The 18,841-nt window shown below is 50.6% G+C and carries 17 protein-coding genes; 9 read left to right on the plus strand and 8 right to left on the minus strand.

The genetic code is table 11. The features are described from left to right. Positions 1 to 122: 122 nt before the first annotated feature. Together LX98_RS13865 and LX98_RS13870 are read left to right on the plus strand one after the other, a co-directional pair. Complete coding sequence (locus LX98_RS13865) at positions 123 to 818, plus strand: VIT1/CCC1 transporter family protein (RefSeq protein ID WP_496429462.1); 696 nt, start codon at positions 123 to 125, stop codon at positions 816 to 818. A gap of 64 nt (positions 819 to 882) precedes the next feature. Continuing rightward, the gene (locus tag LX98_RS13870) at positions 883 to 1,752 is read left to right on the plus strand and encodes a cation diffusion facilitator family transporter (protein ID WP_496429463.1); all 870 of its coding nucleotides are present in this window, start codon (positions 883 to 885) and stop codon (positions 1,750 to 1,752) included. A 98-nt stretch (positions 1,753 to 1,850) separates the two neighbouring features. Here LX98_RS13870 and LX98_RS13875 read toward each other — a convergent pair whose 3' ends face one another. Together LX98_RS13875 and LX98_RS13880 are read right to left on the minus strand one after the other, a co-directional pair. After that, a complete protein-coding gene (locus tag LX98_RS13875) occupies positions 1,851 to 3,806 on the minus strand; it encodes a PAS domain S-box protein (protein WP_496429464.1) in 1,956 nt (651 codons plus the stop codon). Between the two features lie 164 nt (positions 3,807 to 3,970). After that, positions 3,971 to 5,338, minus strand: coding sequence for a sigma 54-interacting transcriptional regulator (locus tag LX98_RS13880; RefSeq protein WP_496429465.1), 1,368 nt, complete (start codon positions 5,336 to 5,338; stop codon positions 3,971 to 3,973). A 458-nt stretch (positions 5,339 to 5,796) separates the two neighbouring features. On the opposite strand from LX98_RS13880, the gene LX98_RS13885 reads away from it, so the two are divergent. The 6 genes from LX98_RS13885 (at position 5,797) to LX98_RS13910 (ending at position 11,501) form a co-directional block, all read left to right on the plus strand. After that, complete coding sequence (locus LX98_RS13885) at positions 5,797 to 6,678, plus strand: universal stress protein (RefSeq protein ID WP_496429466.1); 882 nt, start codon at positions 5,797 to 5,799, stop codon at positions 6,676 to 6,678. A gap of 232 nt (positions 6,679 to 6,910) precedes the next feature. After that, positions 6,911 to 7,366 (plus strand): Hsp20 family protein, encoded by a 456-nt coding sequence (locus LX98_RS13890; RefSeq protein ID WP_496429467.1) that lies wholly within the window; start codon positions 6,911 to 6,913, stop codon positions 7,364 to 7,366. 191 nt (positions 7,367 to 7,557) lie between these two features. Continuing rightward, a complete protein-coding gene (locus LX98_RS13895) occupies positions 7,558 to 7,911 on the plus strand; it encodes a cupredoxin domain-containing protein (protein WP_496429468.1) in 354 nt (117 codons plus the stop codon). Between the two features lie 106 nt (positions 7,912 to 8,017). Continuing rightward, the gene (locus tag LX98_RS13900; protein WP_496429469.1) at positions 8,018 to 8,980 is read left to right on the plus strand and encodes a universal stress protein; all 963 of its coding nucleotides are present in this window, start codon (positions 8,018 to 8,020) and stop codon (positions 8,978 to 8,980) included. A gap of 17 nt (positions 8,981 to 8,997) precedes the next feature. Then, positions 8,998 to 10,365, plus strand: a complete 1,368-nt coding sequence (locus tag LX98_RS13905; RefSeq protein WP_496429470.1) for a hypothetical protein — start codon at positions 8,998 to 9,000, stop codon at positions 10,363 to 10,365. A 14-nt stretch (positions 10,366 to 10,379) separates the two neighbouring features. Next, positions 10,380 to 11,501: a 4Fe-4S dicluster domain-containing protein gene (locus LX98_RS13910; protein ID WP_496429471.1), complete on the plus strand. Its 1,122-nt coding sequence runs from the start codon at positions 10,380 to 10,382 to the stop codon at positions 11,499 to 11,501. Between the two features lie 39 nt (positions 11,502 to 11,540). On the opposite strand, the gene LX98_RS13915 is transcribed toward LX98_RS13910, so the two are convergent. The 6 genes from LX98_RS13915 to LX98_RS13940 all read right to left on the minus strand — a co-directional run bounded on the left by LX98_RS13915 (position 11,541) and on the right by LX98_RS13940 (position 17,512). Further along, entirely contained in the window at positions 11,541 to 11,828 is a 288-nt protein-coding gene (locus LX98_RS13915) for an encapsulin-associated ferritin-like protein (protein WP_496429472.1), read from the minus strand. A 300-nt stretch (positions 11,829 to 12,128) separates the two neighbouring features. Further along, on the minus strand, positions 12,129 to 12,605 hold the full coding sequence (locus tag LX98_RS13920) for a hypothetical protein (RefSeq protein WP_496429473.1): 477 nt from the start codon (positions 12,603 to 12,605) through the stop codon (positions 12,129 to 12,131). A 231-nt stretch (positions 12,606 to 12,836) separates the two neighbouring features. Next, positions 12,837 to 13,130, minus strand: a complete 294-nt coding sequence (locus LX98_RS13925; protein WP_496429474.1) for a cupin domain-containing protein — start codon at positions 13,128 to 13,130, stop codon at positions 12,837 to 12,839. Between the two features lie 25 nt (positions 13,131 to 13,155). Continuing rightward, a complete protein-coding gene (locus LX98_RS13930) occupies positions 13,156 to 13,611 on the minus strand; it encodes a DUF4385 family protein (protein WP_496429475.1) in 456 nt (151 codons plus the stop codon). Positions 13,612 to 13,777: 166 nt separating this feature from the next. Then, entirely contained in the window at positions 13,778 to 16,099 is a 2,322-nt protein-coding gene (gene malQ, locus LX98_RS13935; protein WP_496429476.1) for a 4-alpha-glucanotransferase, read from the minus strand. A 726-nt stretch (positions 16,100 to 16,825) separates the two neighbouring features. Then, entirely contained in the window at positions 16,826 to 17,512 is a 687-nt protein-coding gene (locus LX98_RS13940; RefSeq protein ID WP_496429477.1) for a DJ-1/PfpI family protein, read from the minus strand. Between the two features lie 316 nt (positions 17,513 to 17,828). Between LX98_RS13940 and LX98_RS13945 the strand changes: the two genes are divergently transcribed. Next, the gene (locus LX98_RS13945) at positions 17,829 to 18,713 is read left to right on the plus strand and encodes an iron-sulfur cluster-binding protein (protein ID WP_496429478.1); all 885 of its coding nucleotides are present in this window, start codon (positions 17,829 to 17,831) and stop codon (positions 18,711 to 18,713) included. Positions 18,714 to 18,841 lie beyond the last annotated feature (128 nt).

Here is an 18,841-nt window from a genome sequence, read left to right on the forward strand (position 1 = left end):
GATCTGAAGCTCAAGAGTAAAGGAGCAGAGATAGATTTTCAGCTTTTCATTCGCCGCGATGATTAACTTTTCAAAAGAAACCTTTCAGCCGTGAGCGCCTGCGGATAACGGAAACAGCACACGTGCATATACGACATAGAGAACGCCATCGGACTGATCGCATCGGATGGCTCCGGGCAGCGGTTTTGGGCGCCAACGACGGGATCGTGTCCACAGCCAGCCTGCTCCTCGGCGTTTCGTCGGCAAATGCCACTCACGGCGATGTTTTGATCGCAGGAGTAGCCGGGCTGGTCGCAGGAGCCATGTCGATGGCTGCCGGTGAGTATGTATCCGTCCAATCACAGGCAGATACCGAAGAGGCTGACCTTGCTCTTGAGCATACGGAACTCCTCTCGGACCCTTCAGGTGAGCACAAGGAACTTGCCGCTCTCTATGTTGGGAGAGGTCTCGATCCAGCACTCGCAAAGCAGGTCGCCACACAACTCATGGCCCATGACGCCATCGGGGCGCATGCACGCGACGAATTGGGCATTTCCGAAAACCTCAGTGCGCGTCCGATTCAGGCGGCCCTGGCATCTGCCGGAAGCTTTGCCATCGGAGCCGCCTTACCGCTTGTGACCGCGACCATGGTCCCCGAAGCCAGTTTGATTCCCGTGGTTACGGGAACCTCTCTGATGTTTCTCGCGGGGTTAGGAGGGTTAGCCGCTCACGCGGGCGGGGCCTCGGTCATGACGGGCTCTTTGCGCGTCACATTTTGGGGTGCACTGGCCATGGGACTGACCGCCGGAGTCGGAACGCTCTTCGGCCCAGCGGGGTAAATGAAAGCACGCGCATACGAATGAAGACTCAGGCCGACTTCATCTAAATTTTGTTACATCAAACATGAGCCGACTTCGAGAAATTCGCCGGATTCTGTGGTGGATCCTCATATTGAACCTGGCTGTCGCCGGGGCAAAGTGGGGCTATGGCGTAGTAACGCATTCATTGGGCATGCAGGCTGATGGCCTTCACTCAGCCTTCGACGGCCTCTCGAATGTGATTGGTTTGATCGGGCTCTGGCTGACCGCCCCTCCTCCCGATGCCAATCATCCCTATGGTCATAAAAAATTTGAAACCCTGGCAGCCGGAAGCATTGGCGGTTTTCTGGTCATGACCTGTCTCTATCTCCTGTGGAAAGCCTATCAGTCATGGACCTTTGATGTGCACCCTCAGGTGACCGGGATCAGTTTTTTCATCATGATCGGAACCATGGGAGTCAATATTTTCGTGACCCGATGGGAACGGCGGAAAGGCACCGAACTCAAAAGCGACATTCTCACAGCCGACTCCTATCACACGGCGAGTGATGTCCTGACATCATGTTCTGTCCTGGCAGGGCTCTTGGCTGTGAAAGCCGGGTATGCCTTCGTTGATCCTCTGGTGGCGGTCCTGATTGCCGGCGTGATCGCCTGGACAGCTTTCATCGTGCTCAAAGACGTCCTGTCTTCTCTAACAGATGCCGTTCGATTGGACCCTGGGGAAGTTCACACAGCTGTCATGTCGATGGCCGGCGTCCTGCATTGTCACGATATCAGAACTCGCGGGCTGAACCATCATGTCTTCATGGATCTCTCGGTTCACGTTGATCCAACCCTATCCGTCGAAAAAGCCCATACGCTCGCCAACCGGATTGAAGAGCATCTCATTGATCATTTTGAATCGCTGGAGGACGTGGTCGTCCACATCGAACCGGAAGGACACGAACAACGGTGATGGAAATCTTGAAGGGGGATCTTAAGGAGTGGAGTCAGGGATCAGAAGAAAAGAAAAAAAGAAGCATTCAGCAAATCACTCTTCAACTCCTGTTCTGCTTACGCCTCACGCCTGACTTGTTCAGAATAAATGGGCAGGGAAACGATAAAGGTTGTCCCGTGGCCCGGCACACTCGTCACACGGATGGCACCTTGATGTTCCTGGAGAATGCCATGAACCACGGTGAGCCCTAAACCGGTCCCCTCCCCCACGGCCTTGGTGGAAAAAAACGGATCAAAAATTTTTGAGAGTTGCTCCTGAGGAATCCCACTCCCGGTATCTTGCACATCGAGTTCCACGGTGTCATCGGTTGGATGGAGGGTCAGGCTCAGAGTCCCTCCATCAGACATCGCCTGACAGGCATTCAAAATAAGATTTAAAAACACCTGGTTCATGTGATCAGGATCCGCCAATACCTTTGGCAGTTGAGGAGCAACTGTTTTCATCACCTGAATATGTTGTGTGTCCAACCTTTCCTGCAGCACATCCAGCACATCGATCATCACGGCCTCTAGGTTGACACCCTGCCGTACAGCCGGACGTTTCCGGGCAAAGCTTAATAATTGATTCATAATTTTGGTAATGCGTTCCACCTGGGTGACAATGGTTTCCAATCCCCTTTTGGTGCGCTCATCCGGCGCTTTACGCATTAACAATTCCGCTCTCCCCAATATCACATTCATCGGTGTGCCGATTTCATGAGCCATTCCCGATGCCAACGTGCCCAACTCGGCCAATCGTTCCGTTTTTCGCAGTTGATCCTCCAACGCACGTTGTTGGGTAATATCCACCACATAGCCTTCAATTCTTTCCACGACCCCGTTTTCAGAAAAAACCCCACAACCTTGCTCCCACACCCATTTAACGGCCCCATCCGCCGTTCGGATTCGATAACTGAGTTGAAACGGCATGCGGTCTTTCACGGCCGTCTGCACCGCCTGCCACACTCGCTCACGATCCTCTTGAAGCATCACATCCCGACCATACGACACCTCTTGACTATTGATAAATTGCTCAGGTGGATACCCAGTCAGGGTTTGACAACTTGGACTGATAAATTCCATGGTCCACTCCTGATCAAGATAACCCCGATACACCATGCCGGGGAGGTTGGTGAGGAGGGTGGATAAGGTTCTTAGGGCCTCCTGTAATTCCCGCTCCGTTGCCACCCGTTCCGTCATATCCATGATAATCGCGAGGAAGACCCGACGACCCTCCTCCTGTAAATATTGAAGATGGACTTCAACCGGATACGTCGTTCGATCTTTTCTCCGATGAGATGTCCGGAAATTCACTTGTTCCCGTTGGCCCGTCTGAAGAAGTGCTAACAACTCCCGAAACTGATTGTTCGGAAGATCCGGTTTCAAGTCCAGCGGTGTCATCACGCTCAATTCTTCCATGGTGTATCCGATATTTTCCCTCGCGCCTTTGTTGACTTGAGTAAATCGCAGAGTCGTGGCATCAAACACATAAATCTCATTGACTGACTCCTCAAGAATTCTCCCCAGGTAAGACAACCGTTCTTCATGTTGCTTTCGCTGGGAAATATCCCGAAGAATCACCGTCAACCATCGCTTCCCCCCTCGTTCGGTTTGAGAAATGGAGGCTTCCAAAGGAAAGGTCTCACCATTCCCTCGCAGGCCGGAAATTTCCATGTTGGCCCCCATCCGTCGGGAAGTTGCACCAGTTTCGGCAAATCGGCGGATGTGTTCACGATGGGCGGACCGGAGAGGGACCGGAATAAATTGGTCAAGGGTATTTCCCAGTGCCTCTTGAGCCGAACACTGAAAAATTTCCTCAGCAGCCGCATTAAAGATGACAATCCGATGATCGTCATTGATGATAATAATGGCATCCATGGCCGAATGGATGATGCCTGCCAGTTGCTGCTCAATCGCCTCCAACCCGTCCCTGGCTTCCTGATGCATCGCCTGGACGGCCCGTAGTTCGGCCAATTCCTGCCGGAGTGCATGAACTTCCTGATGAAGGTCTGGGGGTCGTGGCTCGTGACTCATCGATTGCCCGGGAGGGTGATTCTGACAATCAGGAGACTAAGATTCAACGAATGAATGAGACAGGGACAAATGAAACATCTCTCGCAAGGCTAAACCCGGAGAAAGAGGGAGCACTCGGCTGGCTCCATGATGCAGCAGCTCTAGGATTCTCACTCTTGGTGCCTTCATACCACTTCCTCCATTTCAGCCAACTTGCGATATAACGTCTTTCGATCAATGCCGAGTACATGGGCCGTTTGATATTTATTCCCACCCATTTTTTCCAGCACACGCCGGATGTAAGCCTTTTCCAACTGCTCCAGGGGGAGGAGCCGCTCCGCGGCATCACCGATAAGTTGTCCATCTCCTTGGATGTTCCGAATGTTGGAGGGAAGATCATCCAGACAAATCTTTTTCCCTTGCGTCAGGGTCGCCGCACGCTCGAGGATATTTTCTAACTCTCTCACATTACCCGGCCACTGATAATCCATCAGCCGGGCCATGGCCGGTTCTTCGACACTTTCAATGTGTTTTTGCTGCGCAGTCACACTTTTTTGCAGTAATCCCTGAACCAGAATCGGGAGATCCTCTTTGCGATCACGAAGGGCAGGCAAGTGCAGTTCAATCACATTCAAACGATAATACAAATCCTCCCGAAACCGCTTGGCCTTGACCTCTTCAGCCAATTGCACGTTCGTGGCAACCACCAACCGGACATTGATCGACATGGAGCGAGTCGCCCCTACCCGGCGGATTTCCCGTTCTTGCACGGCCCGAAGTAACTTGGCCTGAAGCATCATGGGCATTTCACTGATTTCATCCAAAAACAATGTGCCATCGTGAGCCTCTTCAAACAAACCGGGTTTATCCGACTTGGCATCCGTAAATGCGCCACGCACATGACCAAATAGCTCGCTTTCCAACAACAGCTCGGGAATCGCCGCACAATTCACCGGAACAAAGGGAGCAGACTTACGTTGACTATTAAAATGAATGGCTTTGGCTACGAGTTCTTTTCCCGTCCCGCTTTCTCCCGAAATTAAAATATTCGTCTGTGAATCGGCCACCCGCCGGATCAGATCGAAAATGTCTTTCATCGGTTTACTTTTCCCGAGAATCTGGCCAAACGCAAATTCCCGGCTGACCTGTTGCCGTAATTGCTTGACCTCCTGGCGAAGAAGCGCCTCTCGCATGGCTTTCGCCACCGTCACCGATAATTCATTGCTCTTGATGGGTTTGGTGAGATAGTCGAACGCACCTTGCTTCATCGCATCAACGGCCGACTCAACGGTGCCAAATGCCGTCATCATGATGAGATTAGACTCCGGATGCTTTCGAAGGACATGATCCAACAATCCCAGCCCGTCCATGCCTTTCATGCGTAAATCCGTGACGACCACGGGAAACTTCTCCATTTCCATCCGGTTAAGCGCGTCGTGACCATCTGAAGCCACCATAACTCGATAGTGCTCTTCCTCGAGAATATCCCGCAGTAATTGCCGCATTTCGGGTTCATCATCGACAACTAGGACAGCTGGAGAATCGTTGATCATTGCCATATTCCTTGTTTAACTCAGTAACCCAGAGACCACGATTTATCAAAAATAACAGCCTCAGCCCACCCTGGTTAAGATACATTTCCCTTCAATGGCTCCCCCATCCCTTCCCGGATTATCGACGAGAGGCGACTATAAACATTTAACATCTGTAGCCTTTTTCACCAATCAGAAATATCCCAACTGTAGCAATTTGCGTCACCTGATCCAACCAAAGCCATGCTACGTTGCCACACCAGTCCATCAGCGATGCCCCACTCCCTACTACCCTAAAAATACGTTGTCAGTACCAGGGAGAGCCCATTCCCGTAGTCGTTCATCACCGCGATCCCTTCTCCTGGTATCAGACTACACACGAGAAAATCAGAGAAAAGCACACCTCTATGAAGATTACGTGGTATCACGGTGGCATTCCTCTTGCTGTCTCTCTACTAAGATAGGGCACGGAGAACAACATGGAAAAGGGAGATCCCATGAGAATTGTGGTTCCAGTTGATGGTTCATCCTGTTCAACCTCTTCTGTTCACACTCTTGCACATTTTGCGCCTCCGGAAGAATTGACGCTGGTTCATGCTCTCAACCTTCCCGATTTCAACTACCCGATGATTACGCCGGATCTCAGAACCGAGGCCCAGGAAGAAATCAAAGAACAATTGCGAAAAGAAGGGGAGGAAATTCTCGATGAGGCGCAGAAACACCTGCCTGCCGATTTCTCCAATGTGCAGCGGATCCATCAAATTGGACATCCGGTCGACGTGATTGTGGAAACGGCACGATCCGCACAATCCAACCTGATCGTGTTGGGAGCCAGGGGTCTTGGCCCAGTCAAAGAACTGGTTCTCGGGAGTGTGTCTCATCGGGTCCTGATGCATGCGCCGTGTTCAACCATGATCGTCAAAACCCCCATGAGTCAGTTAAAAAAGATTCTTCTCCCCATTGAGGGTCAAGAAGACGCAGAGGCGGCGTTACAGTTTTTAGCTCTCCAACCTTTTCGACAACCGGTTGAGGTCGAGGTCTTTGCCGTCTGGCCACAACCCCAATTGTCATGGCCAACCACAGTAGGACAATCGGACCGACTGGAAGCTCAAGCCATAGAAGAGGCCCAGGAACGCATGAAAGCCATCACTGACCGGCTCACCCGGATGAACTTCGCCTGTCAAGCGCATGTCGGGATTGGCGATCCCGCCTTTGCCATCCTCGAACAACGCCACGCCTCCCAATCCGACCTGATCATGATGGGCATGCATGGCCGGGGAGGGTTCTCCCGGTTTTTGATGGGGAGCGTTTCGCATTCCGTATTACACCAGACCCCATGCCCGGTATTGATTGTCCGGTAAGCTTTCACGAGCAGGAGGACGGATTCCTTTTCCTGTTGATGACATCTGCTACAGACCCGGTCGCCTTGAATGAGGCGCTTTGCCACGAAGGCTGGAGAACGACGTAGTTTTTAAAAGCTTTTCCCTCAAATTCCGTTGCCTTTCTTTTTAAACTGTTGGCATACCCATTGCTGTCTATCAGGTTGAGGTATGATCCATATGTTTTCCCCTGGGTAAAAAAGGAGGTTACGAGATGAGTGCCATCACACGTTGGGATCCGTTTCGAAAAATGGATGAGTTAGAGGGTCGGCTTTCAACCTTGTTTGGCCGGGCTCCGGTCAGAAAAGAAGGGGAACGTCAAGAAGCGTTGCGCGTTGCCGAATGGGCTCATCTGTTAGATATTACAGAAGACACCAAAGAATATGTGGTCAAGGCCGAGCTTCCGGAGGTCAAAAAGGATGAAATTAAAATCAGTGTACAAAACGATGTGTTGGTCATTTCCGGTGAACGAAAGGATGAGAAGGAAGAGAAGGATAAAAAGTACCACCGGATCGAGCGAGCCTATGGAAATTTTTCACGGAGTTTTACCATCCCCGAAGATGCTGATCCCGAGAAAGTGTCGGCGGAATTCAAAGAAGGGGTGTTGCACGTCCATTTACCGAAAAGCGACCGGGCAAAACCGAAAAGTATTGCCGTGAAAGTTTCATGAGTACCGGGTTCCCCCTTCTGAATTGAAAGGGGAACCCTGGTACTTTGTAATGACAAGACGATCAGTAGCAGCAAGTCGAGTGAGACAAATGACTTCAACGCAAGGGAGATAATCCACACATGCATAACCTTCGAAAATGCCTATTTCGCAGGGCTTGGGTTCTGTCCATTGGATTCTTTCTCCTAGGAGGTATGACCTCGCCCAGCGCGCAGCCCATACAAGAAGTGATTGTGACCATTGAGGGATACACCTTTCAAACCACCCAGATGCCTCTTCAACTGGACAGAGAGACCATTATCTACATCACAAACAAAGATACGGTACGCCATGATTTTGGATCCGACATGTTCCTACATACTCTGACCCATGTCGATAGCAACGGCGTCATAACCTATGGGAAAGGCGTGGAAGGCGTCCTTCTTGAGCCCGGCCAGGAAGCATCAATCCGGTTGATGCTTAACCACTCCGGACGATTCCAATTTCAATGTTCGATCCATAAGGAGATGAAAGGGGAAATTCTCCTCCTGACCGTGGATGCCGTGTAATCGGCAACCTATGCATTACCCTACGGGTTGTGGTCGGGTGCCCGAGCTATTAGAATTTCTGAGAGTGCTCTCTGGCTTTCACTCTAAGGCGAAAGGCTAATACCGTATGGTCAAGATCGTCACCCATATCCTGCTTCCTACAGATTTTTCACCAAGCTCCACTCCTGCCTTTCGATATGCGGTCGAGTGGGCAAAAGTCTTTGAAGCGCAACTGACCATTCTTCATGTCCATTCCCTGCAACCGGGGCTGGATATTGACGCCGGAGTCGCCCAACAATTCCTGGATGAACAACGCAAGGTGGCGCGGGAAGAGTTGGACACCCTCGTGGCTGAGGCCCGACAGCAGGTCCCGCGCGCATCCATGGAATTGCTGGCAGGCCTCCCCTCTGAATGCATTTGCGAGGTCGCACGGGAAAACAAATGCGATTTAATTATGATGGGAACCCACGGGTGGACGGGATTCAATCGAGTCTTATTCGGGAGCGTCGCGGAACGGGTGATTCAACGAGCCCCATGTCCGGTTCTGTCCATTCCTCACCGGGAATCAGCGGATATCTCCGCGATGCATGCCTTGCAAATCCTCCCGCGCCAAATCGTTCTGCCCTTAGAATTCTCCGATTGCTCCATGGATGCCTATGAATATGCGGTCCAAATCGCCAAATGGTTTGATGTGCCTCTGACTCTGGTCCATGCCATTGAACCATTATCTTACAGTTTGGACTTCACCCTGACTCATCCGCTTCAAGAAAAAACCAACCGGGATAAGGTCGAAAAGCGTTTGGCTGACCTCACCGCTGTCCTGACCGAACAGGGTCTATCCGCCCAATATGAGTTACTCGATAAGCCAACCGTGGATGGCATCCTGGAAACCAGTGCCATTCAGCAAGCAGATCTTATTATCATGGGGAGCCATGGCCGAAAAGGACTGACCCGGATGATCCTGGGAAGCACAGCCTATAAGTTACTCGAACAAAGTCCCTATCCCGTCCTCACGATTAAAAGTCCGAAATTCGAAGGAGGACATCATTCATCGCTCGCCAATGGCAAGACCACATCCTCTCCAGCATAAACTTTGAACCTGTGACGATGGCAGACAATCACTCTCACCCTATAGCCGGATCGGAAGAAGGCCTTCGAAGTCTGTTAACCCGATTGGAGCATCAATCGCTCCAACCGGACTTTCAGATACAGCGACAACTGGCCCTAAGCCACGCCCTTCAGCCCTATTTCCATCCACTCATGGTTCCTCCCTTGGTTCCCTTGCCGGAAGAAGAGGACCTGGCCAGGTGGTTCGTCTATACCGATTATTTGCCGACTGACGGCCATGCTTCTCTCATCGAGCAGGTGCGAGACCTGGTAACGGAACATGTCCCGCAAGAGGAACGAGTCTGGCTGGATTCCTTGCGACATTCCTATATGGATCTGCTCGAGGTTCAAGGGCTGGATCAGGGGAATCAGACTACTCAAACCCGTCTGAAATCGTTGGGAGACAAACAGATATTTAATGTTGTCTCTCACCCAAGCCCGGTTCCATATAAGGCTGGACAGGTCCTGCTCACCCGGCTTCTTCGGGGATTGGCCGACATTCGCCTACCTGGCCTCCCACTCATCCTTTCCTCCAGCATGGGAAAAGCCGTCTTCGAATTGACCAATGAGACGCGCCGGGAAATCGAGATTGGCACGGGGAATTTTGCCCTTGCAGAATGGGCAGAATTCGCTAAGAACTTCGGGTATATGATCATGTGGAGTGTCGCCAAAGTGCGACGGGGAGCCTGGGCGGTCGTCGACTCACAGATTGATTATCAGAATACCCAAGGCGAAACATTTCTCTATGCCATCGCCCTGTATGAACACCATGACTTCCGCGCACTGGCTAACGGACTTCGTGGTATTGATCAATTCACTCCCTTTCAAAAAAACGCCGACAAGCCGTCGTCAACGGCTTCACAAAGCGACACCTTAACGTGGATATGGCTCCCACCACAGGACCCATCCGGTACCAGAGTATGCCCTGTCGCCCGCCTCACCTTGACACCCACACAATTATTTGTCGAAACCGATTCTTCAGACCGGCTGGATACCGTCAAGCACCAACTGGCGGCAGCCTTTGGCTTCTTACTGCACTTCCAGGGGGAAACCACCGCTGCCCCTCAACATCGGACTCCTGAAGTGGATCTCTTATCAGACAGCTACATCGCTTCCCCCATCATCGTCTCCAAAGAAAAAGAGCAACAGATCCTCAAGTCCTTGCTTGAAACCGTCCATTTGGAATGGGCAGAAAGGCCTTCGCCGCTTCTGAAAGGACAAAGCCCTCGGCATTTCTGCTTTGCGCAACAGGACACAAAGGAGGTTGCAGCCATCATTGATCAAATGGAACAACACGATCTGGGTCTGCGACGCACAGGCCAATCCGCGTATAATTACAACATTCTCCGTGGCCACATTGGGCTGTAAACTATAAGGCAACCATGGCTCAAGACTTTTTTGAACCACCTCCACCAGGTCTCTTACACCGCCAGGATTTTTCTCATCTGATTCGCATTCTCCAGAACCTTGGCTATCGGATCCTTGGGCCGGTCCTCTCCAACGGCGCGATTCAGTGGGGGGAAATTTCTCGGGGAGAAGACCTCCCGATCGGGTGGAAGGACCAGCAACATCCAGGAAGCTATCGACTGGAACCAGACTCCAATCCCCGGTATTTCAATATCGTTCACGGCCCACAATCTCTCAAGCCACTGGTGTTTACTCCACGAGAAACCCTGTTAGTCCTGGACCGCAACGGAAAAACATTTACTGTCAAAGAGACCGTTCCTGAGATACCACGAACCGCCGTGCTGGGAGTACGAGCGTGCGATCTTGCAGGACTCGGCATTCAAGATCAGATTTTCCTGAATGGTTCCTATCCTGATCCCTACTACCAACAGCGACGGAACAACCTCCTCCTCATCGCCGTCAACTGCACGAGGGCGCTGGAGACGTGCTTTTGCGCATCAATGGGGACCGGACCAAAAGCCCAGGAAGGGTACGATCTCAGCCTGACCGAAGCCGATGAAGACTTTCTGATCCAAGCCGGAAGCCCCACAGGACTGGAAGTATTGGAACACCTTGCGTGCGGTGTGGCATCTGAAGCGCGGATTCAGCAGGACGATGAACGAATAGCCGCCTGCGCAGCCAGCCAGACGAGGACCCTTCCACATGCTGCGTTACCCCAAGGATTATATGAGGCTCACGATCACCCTCGATGGGACGAGGTCGCCGCACGATGCCTGGCCTGCACCAACTGTACGATGGTCTGCCCCACCTGTTTCTGTCATGGGGTAGAGGAAACTCCGTCCCTGGACCACCAACAATCGGAACATGCTCGAGTTTGGGATTCATGCTTCACGTCCGATCACGGCTACATCCACGGAAAAAACTTCCGGCCCACCACCAAAGACCGCTACCGAATGTGGCTGACTCACAAATTAGGGTCATGGATCGACCAATTCGGCATGTCGGGATGCGTCGGTTGCGGACGCTGCATCACCTGGTGTCCGGTGGGCATTGACCTCACCGAGGAAGTCCACGCTCTCTGCCACCTACCCGAATAAGCCAAACGGCAGTGGGTCGGCCCAATCGACATCGCCTGGCTACTTGTGCGCGATGGGTTTCTCTGTAAACAGAAAGTCCTTCAAATGCTTCGAAAATGTAGGATCCTTGCGTCGAATCCATTCAAGCACCATTGAGGCATGTTCCTTCTCCTCGTCTCGATTGTGCGCAAGAATGGCTTTGAGATCTGCGTCTTTGCACGCATTCGCGCGCTGATTGTACCAATCAACAGCCTCCAGTTCCTCCATCAACGAAACGATAGCTCGATGCATGTCGCGGGTTTCATCGGACAATTCCTCAATGGGTTCGTGATAACCGACACTCGCCATATTTTTCTCCTATGTTGTGTGAAGTGAATGAATAGTGCGTACAAAAGCTCTCACCGGAAAAAGACTTTGGAATCGGGACCTGAACCTTTGTCCAATGATGCGAATTCTAGGCACCAGACTTTTTGAGATGGCCATGATCTCTAAATTAACAGCCTTCAGGATGGCTACGTTGTCATTCCAACGTTATCAACACCAATGAACAAAGAAGGAATCCCCAATTCGAAATACGATATCCCAATTCGTGCCTCTCCATCCACATATACATTTTCCCGGTACCCTAACAAATCGGTGATTACCTGCTCAGGCCTTTGCGGATTTGCCGATTTGCACTTCCAGTGAACACACTCCACCGGGACACCCCGATGCCGGTTTACCTCGCAGAGTGACATCAAGATTAGGAGGAACACTGAAGGTCCTCACGACTTCCTGTAATGTCAGAGGCGAATCCCGGTTCCATGGGAGCAAGGAAAGACCGCGTGCCAGCAGACAGTACCCGGTAAAACACAGGATCAATGTGCCAATAGCCGGGACCCAATAGAGGAATCGAAGTGGCGGCAGATACAGCACGACGAGGAGAAGCAGATACGCGAGACGAAGTTGCGCAGGAAAAGACAAGGCATTTTCTTCGCGAGCAAAAAAAACCAAGGCTTGGATGGTGGAAATGAGGATAGCCAGAAAGAAGTAAGTCGGGTCAACGAGCAGGCCGGCCAGTAAGCAACCGGCGAGGCACAACCAGATCCACCAGGTGTAATCGGATAAACGGATAAATCGCATCATGGATCATAGAATAGGACATATGGAAAAAAATGTAAAAACCCGGATTTTACGACCCAGACCTTGGAGGAACAAATAATGATTCGGTTATCCCTTCATCATATGGCATCCTGAACCGGCGGCGAAGAATTGTGCCCAACAGAATCCCCTTCCCGCCCGGAACGTCGGTGTGTCATGACCCATTCCTCACTTCGCAAACAAGGTCTACCGGATGGCATTCAAATTTTTATTCTCTCAATCATATCCATAGAACCATTTGGTGGTCGCATAATGAATATTTTTTACCGAATGACAGGCCTCTTTCGGAATGAATACCTCATCTCCGGGTTCCGCGATAATCTCTTCACCCTCAATGGTCAGGCACAATTTCCCTTCAACAACAGTGACCAGCTCGTTAGTCGAATGAACGAAATCATTCCACTCCCGCCCGGGAGGATCAATAAACACATCGCACGAATAGCCCCGCTGACTCCAAGACTGGGCCACCTCCTGTCGATTAAGTGGGAGAGGAAATTTTTTGCAGGTCATATATTCCAAGTCACTACCCTCCGGGCTACCGCTTGAAAAACATTTCTGTGTGCCTCTTCATCAGTTCTAGGTATTCTTTATCTTCTCTGGCTTTTTTCCACTCCTGATAGAAGATCTTAGCTGATTCAGCCTTCTCCTCATCTTCTACAACGGGCAGGATTTCCCTGCTCTGCTGAGCATACTTACGACCTGATTTGTGGTTGGCATATCTTCTCGACCTCGTATATCCCATCTGTAAGTATTTACGTGCCATATCCATTCCGACAAAGTCGCTTTTGGCCTTGTACGCGAGAAATAATTTGTAAATCAAGTTGGCCGACCTGCGAGCCATCCGAGGGGTTTTAAATTTCCAGTGGGGTAAAATCTCGCTCTTATAGGGTTCAACCAAAAGAACTCCCTGCTCTCCTTTGCCGATACCATACAGTTCCGGATGCTTTCTAAAATCAATATGGGCGAAATCTAGTGAGTAATCGAATGACATGGGCTTAAGGTATTCTACACTAAATTCGTGAGGTTTATTGCTGAGGGAGCTTCTTCTCCCGCAGCTATGTATGCGGTTAGCAAGGAGCGAGGAAACCCCGCAAGGGGGACTTATCCCCGCATGTACCATCTCGGATTCCGTAACCCTTCGGTACGTTCTCAGAAACTTAGGAACACCGTACCGGCGATCTGCTTGTTTTAGATCGCTTATTCTTAAGCAATTGAGGTCGTTTTCGTTCGCGATTGATGACTTTCACCAACTTGGCAATGTCCGGATAATTGCGCCATTCGTGAAGACCAGATCCTTGGGAACCGGCTTTCATCCGCCAGACCGGATAGTCACGTGAAGATGCCCCAGGGATGTTGGGCGTCTCTGTATCTCCGAGAAGATCTTCCAGGGAGACCGCTAAGAGAAAGCTTGGGGTCCTGGCCAAATAGGCATACACAGCCTGCTGCAATTCAGGGGTGAAGGATGAGATGGCTTTAGGCATACCTGAGTTTGCGCCATGTAAAAGGCCTTCTTTTTCCAGGGCCTGCAGTAATTTCTCCTTTTCCTTGTTTCGTGCATGCCATTCTTTTTCGGCATCGTTCGGGTCAGGATATACATTCAATTGTTTTTTCCAGTGAATATCCCGGCCTTCCCAATATCCTTTCAATGTGGGTAAATCATGGGTGGATACGGCAACCATCGCCGACTTTTTATACCGGTGCGGCGGGATAAAATTCCCTGTCTTGGTTTTTTCAAATAATAAAAGCCGGTAGCTCAACAGACCAGAGAGGCTGAGGGTTTTTCTAATGTGAGGGGTGATTGTTCCCAGATCTTCTCCAACAATGGTGGTCCCGGATTTGTGACTCTCCAAGGCCAAAATGGCTAATAACGCTTCGGCGGGATAATGAATATAAGCCCCTTCTGAGGGCGACTTTCCTCGCGGAATCCAGAACAATCTGAAGAGCCCCATGGCGTGATCAATACGCAATAACCCGCCCCCTTCCATCATGGACTGGAACGTTTTGATAAAAACCTCATACCCTTGTTGATGGAGGTGTTCGGGAGAGAGCGGGACCAAGTTCCAATTTTGGCCTTTTGGAGAGAAAATTTCCGGGGGGGTCCCAATGGATGCCTGGGTCACTAATTGATTCTGAAAAGCCCAGGCTTCGTAGCCATTGGGATCGATCCCTACGGCGAGATCTTGATAGAGGCCGACGGGCATCCGGATACGACGCGCGGTTTTTCTGACTTCCTCAAGCTGGCTCTGACACAACCATTCAAGGTACCGAAAAAAATTGATGCGGGTGGCATGTTTGCGGGAAAAGGTTTGAACATGAGGAGAAAGAGGACTTTGATAGTCTTTTGGCCAATCCTGCCACCCTCTTGCCTTTTTCCTGGATGAAGGGGTACGCGCGAAGGTTTCATCTAAAGCTTGGAAACAGGCAAAATGTTCGAGGTTACTTCCCTGTTGTTGAATAAATCGTAGAAAGGTCAATCCCCGGCGTGACCGGGGAACCAGATGGTTTTTGAGGAACAGGCGATATAGGGTCTCTAAATTTTTATATTTGATGGCCTGGACCGAATCGTAATCGACTGTCGGAGATGACCGAAGGGCAATCAGTGTCTTTTGGAAGACTTGGCTTTTAATGCGTCGCTGAACAACCGTGCTCTCACGAAATTCAGGAATTCGTTCCATATCCAGATATAATGGCTGATGAAACATCCGGCTGGAAGGGGAATACGGACTGATTTCACCGGGCAGCAACGCATGGAGAGGATTGACTCCTACCATAGCTGCCCCTAAGTCTTCCCCGGCCCAACGAACTATATCGTTGAGGTCGCTGAAATCACCGATTCCCCAGTTCCGTTCGGAGCGTACTCCATAGAGTTGAACCGTCAATCCCCAGAGACCACGGCCGGTCTTATAAGAAGTCGGGGAATACGCTCTGTCGGGAGCAACGATGACGCGCGAAGTTTCTTGTGCGTGGAAGGATGGCGAGGTAATAGTTAATCGAAGCGCATAATATCCAATCTGCAATCGGCGGGGAAACGGAAGACTGACACGCAGATATTGTCGACGGTTGATTTTTTTTCGCGCAAGGATCTTTATTGAACTTCCACTGGCCTGCTGGGTTGCCCGAAACTTGTTTTCTCCCAGAATGGTCCAGGTGATGTGTATGGAAGAGAGTGATTCAGATCCCAGAGGAATGTGGAGTGTCCATCCTGAGGACAGCTCCGATTGAAAAATGACGAACGTTTCTTGAACGCATTTCGTCCATTCATTGGTCTTCGAGGCTAAAACAGATTCACGGACTTGTTGGGGCGTTTGGGCGGAAACACCCATCAGCCGGAGAAGTCCTTGAAGACTTTCATCAGGCACCACTCGCCGGTAACCACTCTCATCCCGATAAACAGGCTGAATGCCATGACGCCGGGCCAATTGATGCAAGAGCGAAACGGATTTCTTTAGAGATGTATCGGTTTTCGGTAAAGGTTTCATCTGGATCCTATGATTCTGTGTGATTGTTCAAATGTCCTTGGTCTTAAGGCTATGGTCCCTCCGTCAGGAATCATTTGTAATTTTAATCCAATGACCATCACAACCTCCTTAATCAAATGGACAAAATCATTCCACTCCCCTCCAAGTGGATCGACAAACAGATCACACTGATATCCCCGCTGAGCCCATGATTGAAACCTCTTCTCGATTCAGAGAACAGGAAATTTCTTACGGGTAAGAAATCACATGGAATTGCCCTCAGAACAGAACGAACAAGGTCACCGGCGCAAAACCGGCGGTTGTTGCCTGCGATAAAGTGCCCTGTCATCGCCTTTCATGGTCAGGCGACTGCCGTCTGGCCCAAGAGATTGACGCTCTTATTCTCTGGCGGGCCTTGGTTGAGCCCTTCGATAAAGCTCAGGACAGGCTCCGCGAGTTGGTCCGCCCTCTTGAGACTAGCGACCATCCATTCTCATGAGGCAAGACGGGGCGTCACTTTGCAAGGTGCGTCTCGAGGAGCGCGACCGTTGTTTGGTCCTTTTGCCAAACCAAAAGGCCCTCGCCTGCCGAGGCGAAACCGGGCAACACAGAACATCATCTTGACACCAGAGTTGGGCGCACAAATGCGAGGAGCTCACCTGCAAGTCTTGATTACGGGCAACCCCTCAACAACATTTCCCATACACATCGCCAAACACTGAGGCCAGAATCAATATTCCTGAAGTTTCAGATTTTTCGAATGGCCTCTATCAGAAGATCAGCTACAGCACCACCCGATGCCGGATTCTGTCCGGTGATAAGCCTGGTATCTTCCAGCGCAAATGAACCCCAGGGCTTATCGGCTTTCTTATATTTCGCCCCTCGCTTAACCAATTCGGTCTCCGTCAGCAATGGCACGACCTTATCGAGTTCCACAAGCTTTTCTTCTTCATTTGAAAAGCCGGTAATATTTTTGCCTTTAATGAGTAACGTTCCATCCGATAACTGAATGTTCAGCAAACCGAGAGCGCCGTGGCAGACTGAGGAAACACATCCACCATTCTCGTAAATTTTCCGGCTGATCGATTGAAGTTTTTCGTTATCGGGAAAATCCCAGATCACCCCATGGCCACCCGTAAAGTAAATCGCCACATACTCATCCGGGTTGACGTCGGCGGGTGTAACCGTGGTTCCCAGACGATTCATAAATTCTTTTTTCTGGTACCATTCCCAATCAGTCGCATCTGCTTGTGCAAGACTATGAGGATCAATGGGAGTGTATCCTCCTTTGGGACTGACAAAATCAACCCCATAGCCAGCCTCTTGAACTTTCTTTACGAAGTGTACGGCCTCACCCAACCATAATCCGGTCGCCCGATTTAAGTTTGGATATTTTGCCACGCTGGTAAGAACTACTAGGATTTTCTTGCTCATAACGCCCCCCTTTCTGCTTGGTGCAGAGTTGAATCTTTTTCTAACAATTTGTTTTTTACTCTAAAACTTTAGGGGGAACAGATAAATGGCCTTTTAAAGGTTTCACAATTAACTATTTTCTGGAACTAGATTTAAATTTTTTTTTAAACTCGATGCTTAACTAGCAGTTTCTCAATAATTTGGCTTTGGTCTTGCTATTCTCTCAAAAGAGACCTCTAATCCCTGGTATTTGAGGAGAAATGCTACACTACCATGAAGCGTTCATTTGGAGAAATTAGAATTCAGGTGATTGTGGTTTCATTTGTTAGGATACCCTATGGGGTCTCAACTTCTCTTAAGAGGACGCCAGCGTAAATTCCAAACCATGACTCTTAATCCCTACCTCATTCATCCGGCTGTGATCGTGGACAGGAAACAGGAATCCACCGATATCGTGACCTTTCGCCTGCAACTCACCGACCCTATTCACCGGGAGGCATTTCGGTTTGAGGCGGGACAATTCAATATGCTGTATGTATTTGGTGTAGGGGAAGTCGCCATTTCCATTGTCTCCGACCCTGGCGAGCCGGAATTTCTTGACCACACCATTCGTGTGGTGGGTCGGATCACGCAGGTACTGGGAGCAATGCAAGTCGGTGAGAGTGTGGGCGTTCGCGGGCCGTTTGGAATTGGATGGCCCATGAAGGAAGCGCAAGGAAAGGACGTGGTTATCGTCACCGGCGGATTAGGTTGCGCCCCGGTGGTGGGAGCCATTGAATATATGTTCCGCAGGCGAGAGGAGTATGGGGCCATGACCATTCTCCACGGGGTAAAAACCCCCCACGACTTGCTCTACCGGGAACGATTTGATGCCTGGCGCCACCAACCCCGTACACAAGTACTACTGACCAGCGATGAACCCGGTAAGACCTGGCATAGCCATGTGGGTGTGGTCACCGAATTGTTTGACCAACTGCAGTTGGACCCTGACAATACGCTGGTCATGATGTGCGGACCGGAAATCATGATGCGGATTGCCTGTAATACCCTCTCACATCAAGGTCTGCGCCCTGACGCCATGTATGTGTCGTTGGAGCGGCATATGGAATGCGGCATCGGACTCTGCGGGCATTGTCAGCTCGGGCCGTTTTTTGTCTGTAAAGACGGGCCCGTGATGCGCTTGGACCGACTGGTGCCTTTTTTGGGGAAAGTGGGGGTCTAGGAAAAACTCAAAACCATATTTCCTCCACTTTGTAAGGGGAGGATTGAGGTAAGGTAGAATTGTCAAAGGGAAAATCGGTGGCAGTAGGGGAACATCTTTCAGCCTGGGAAACTCTACCTCCCCGCACC

The organism is Nitrospira marina (assembly GCF_059568365.1).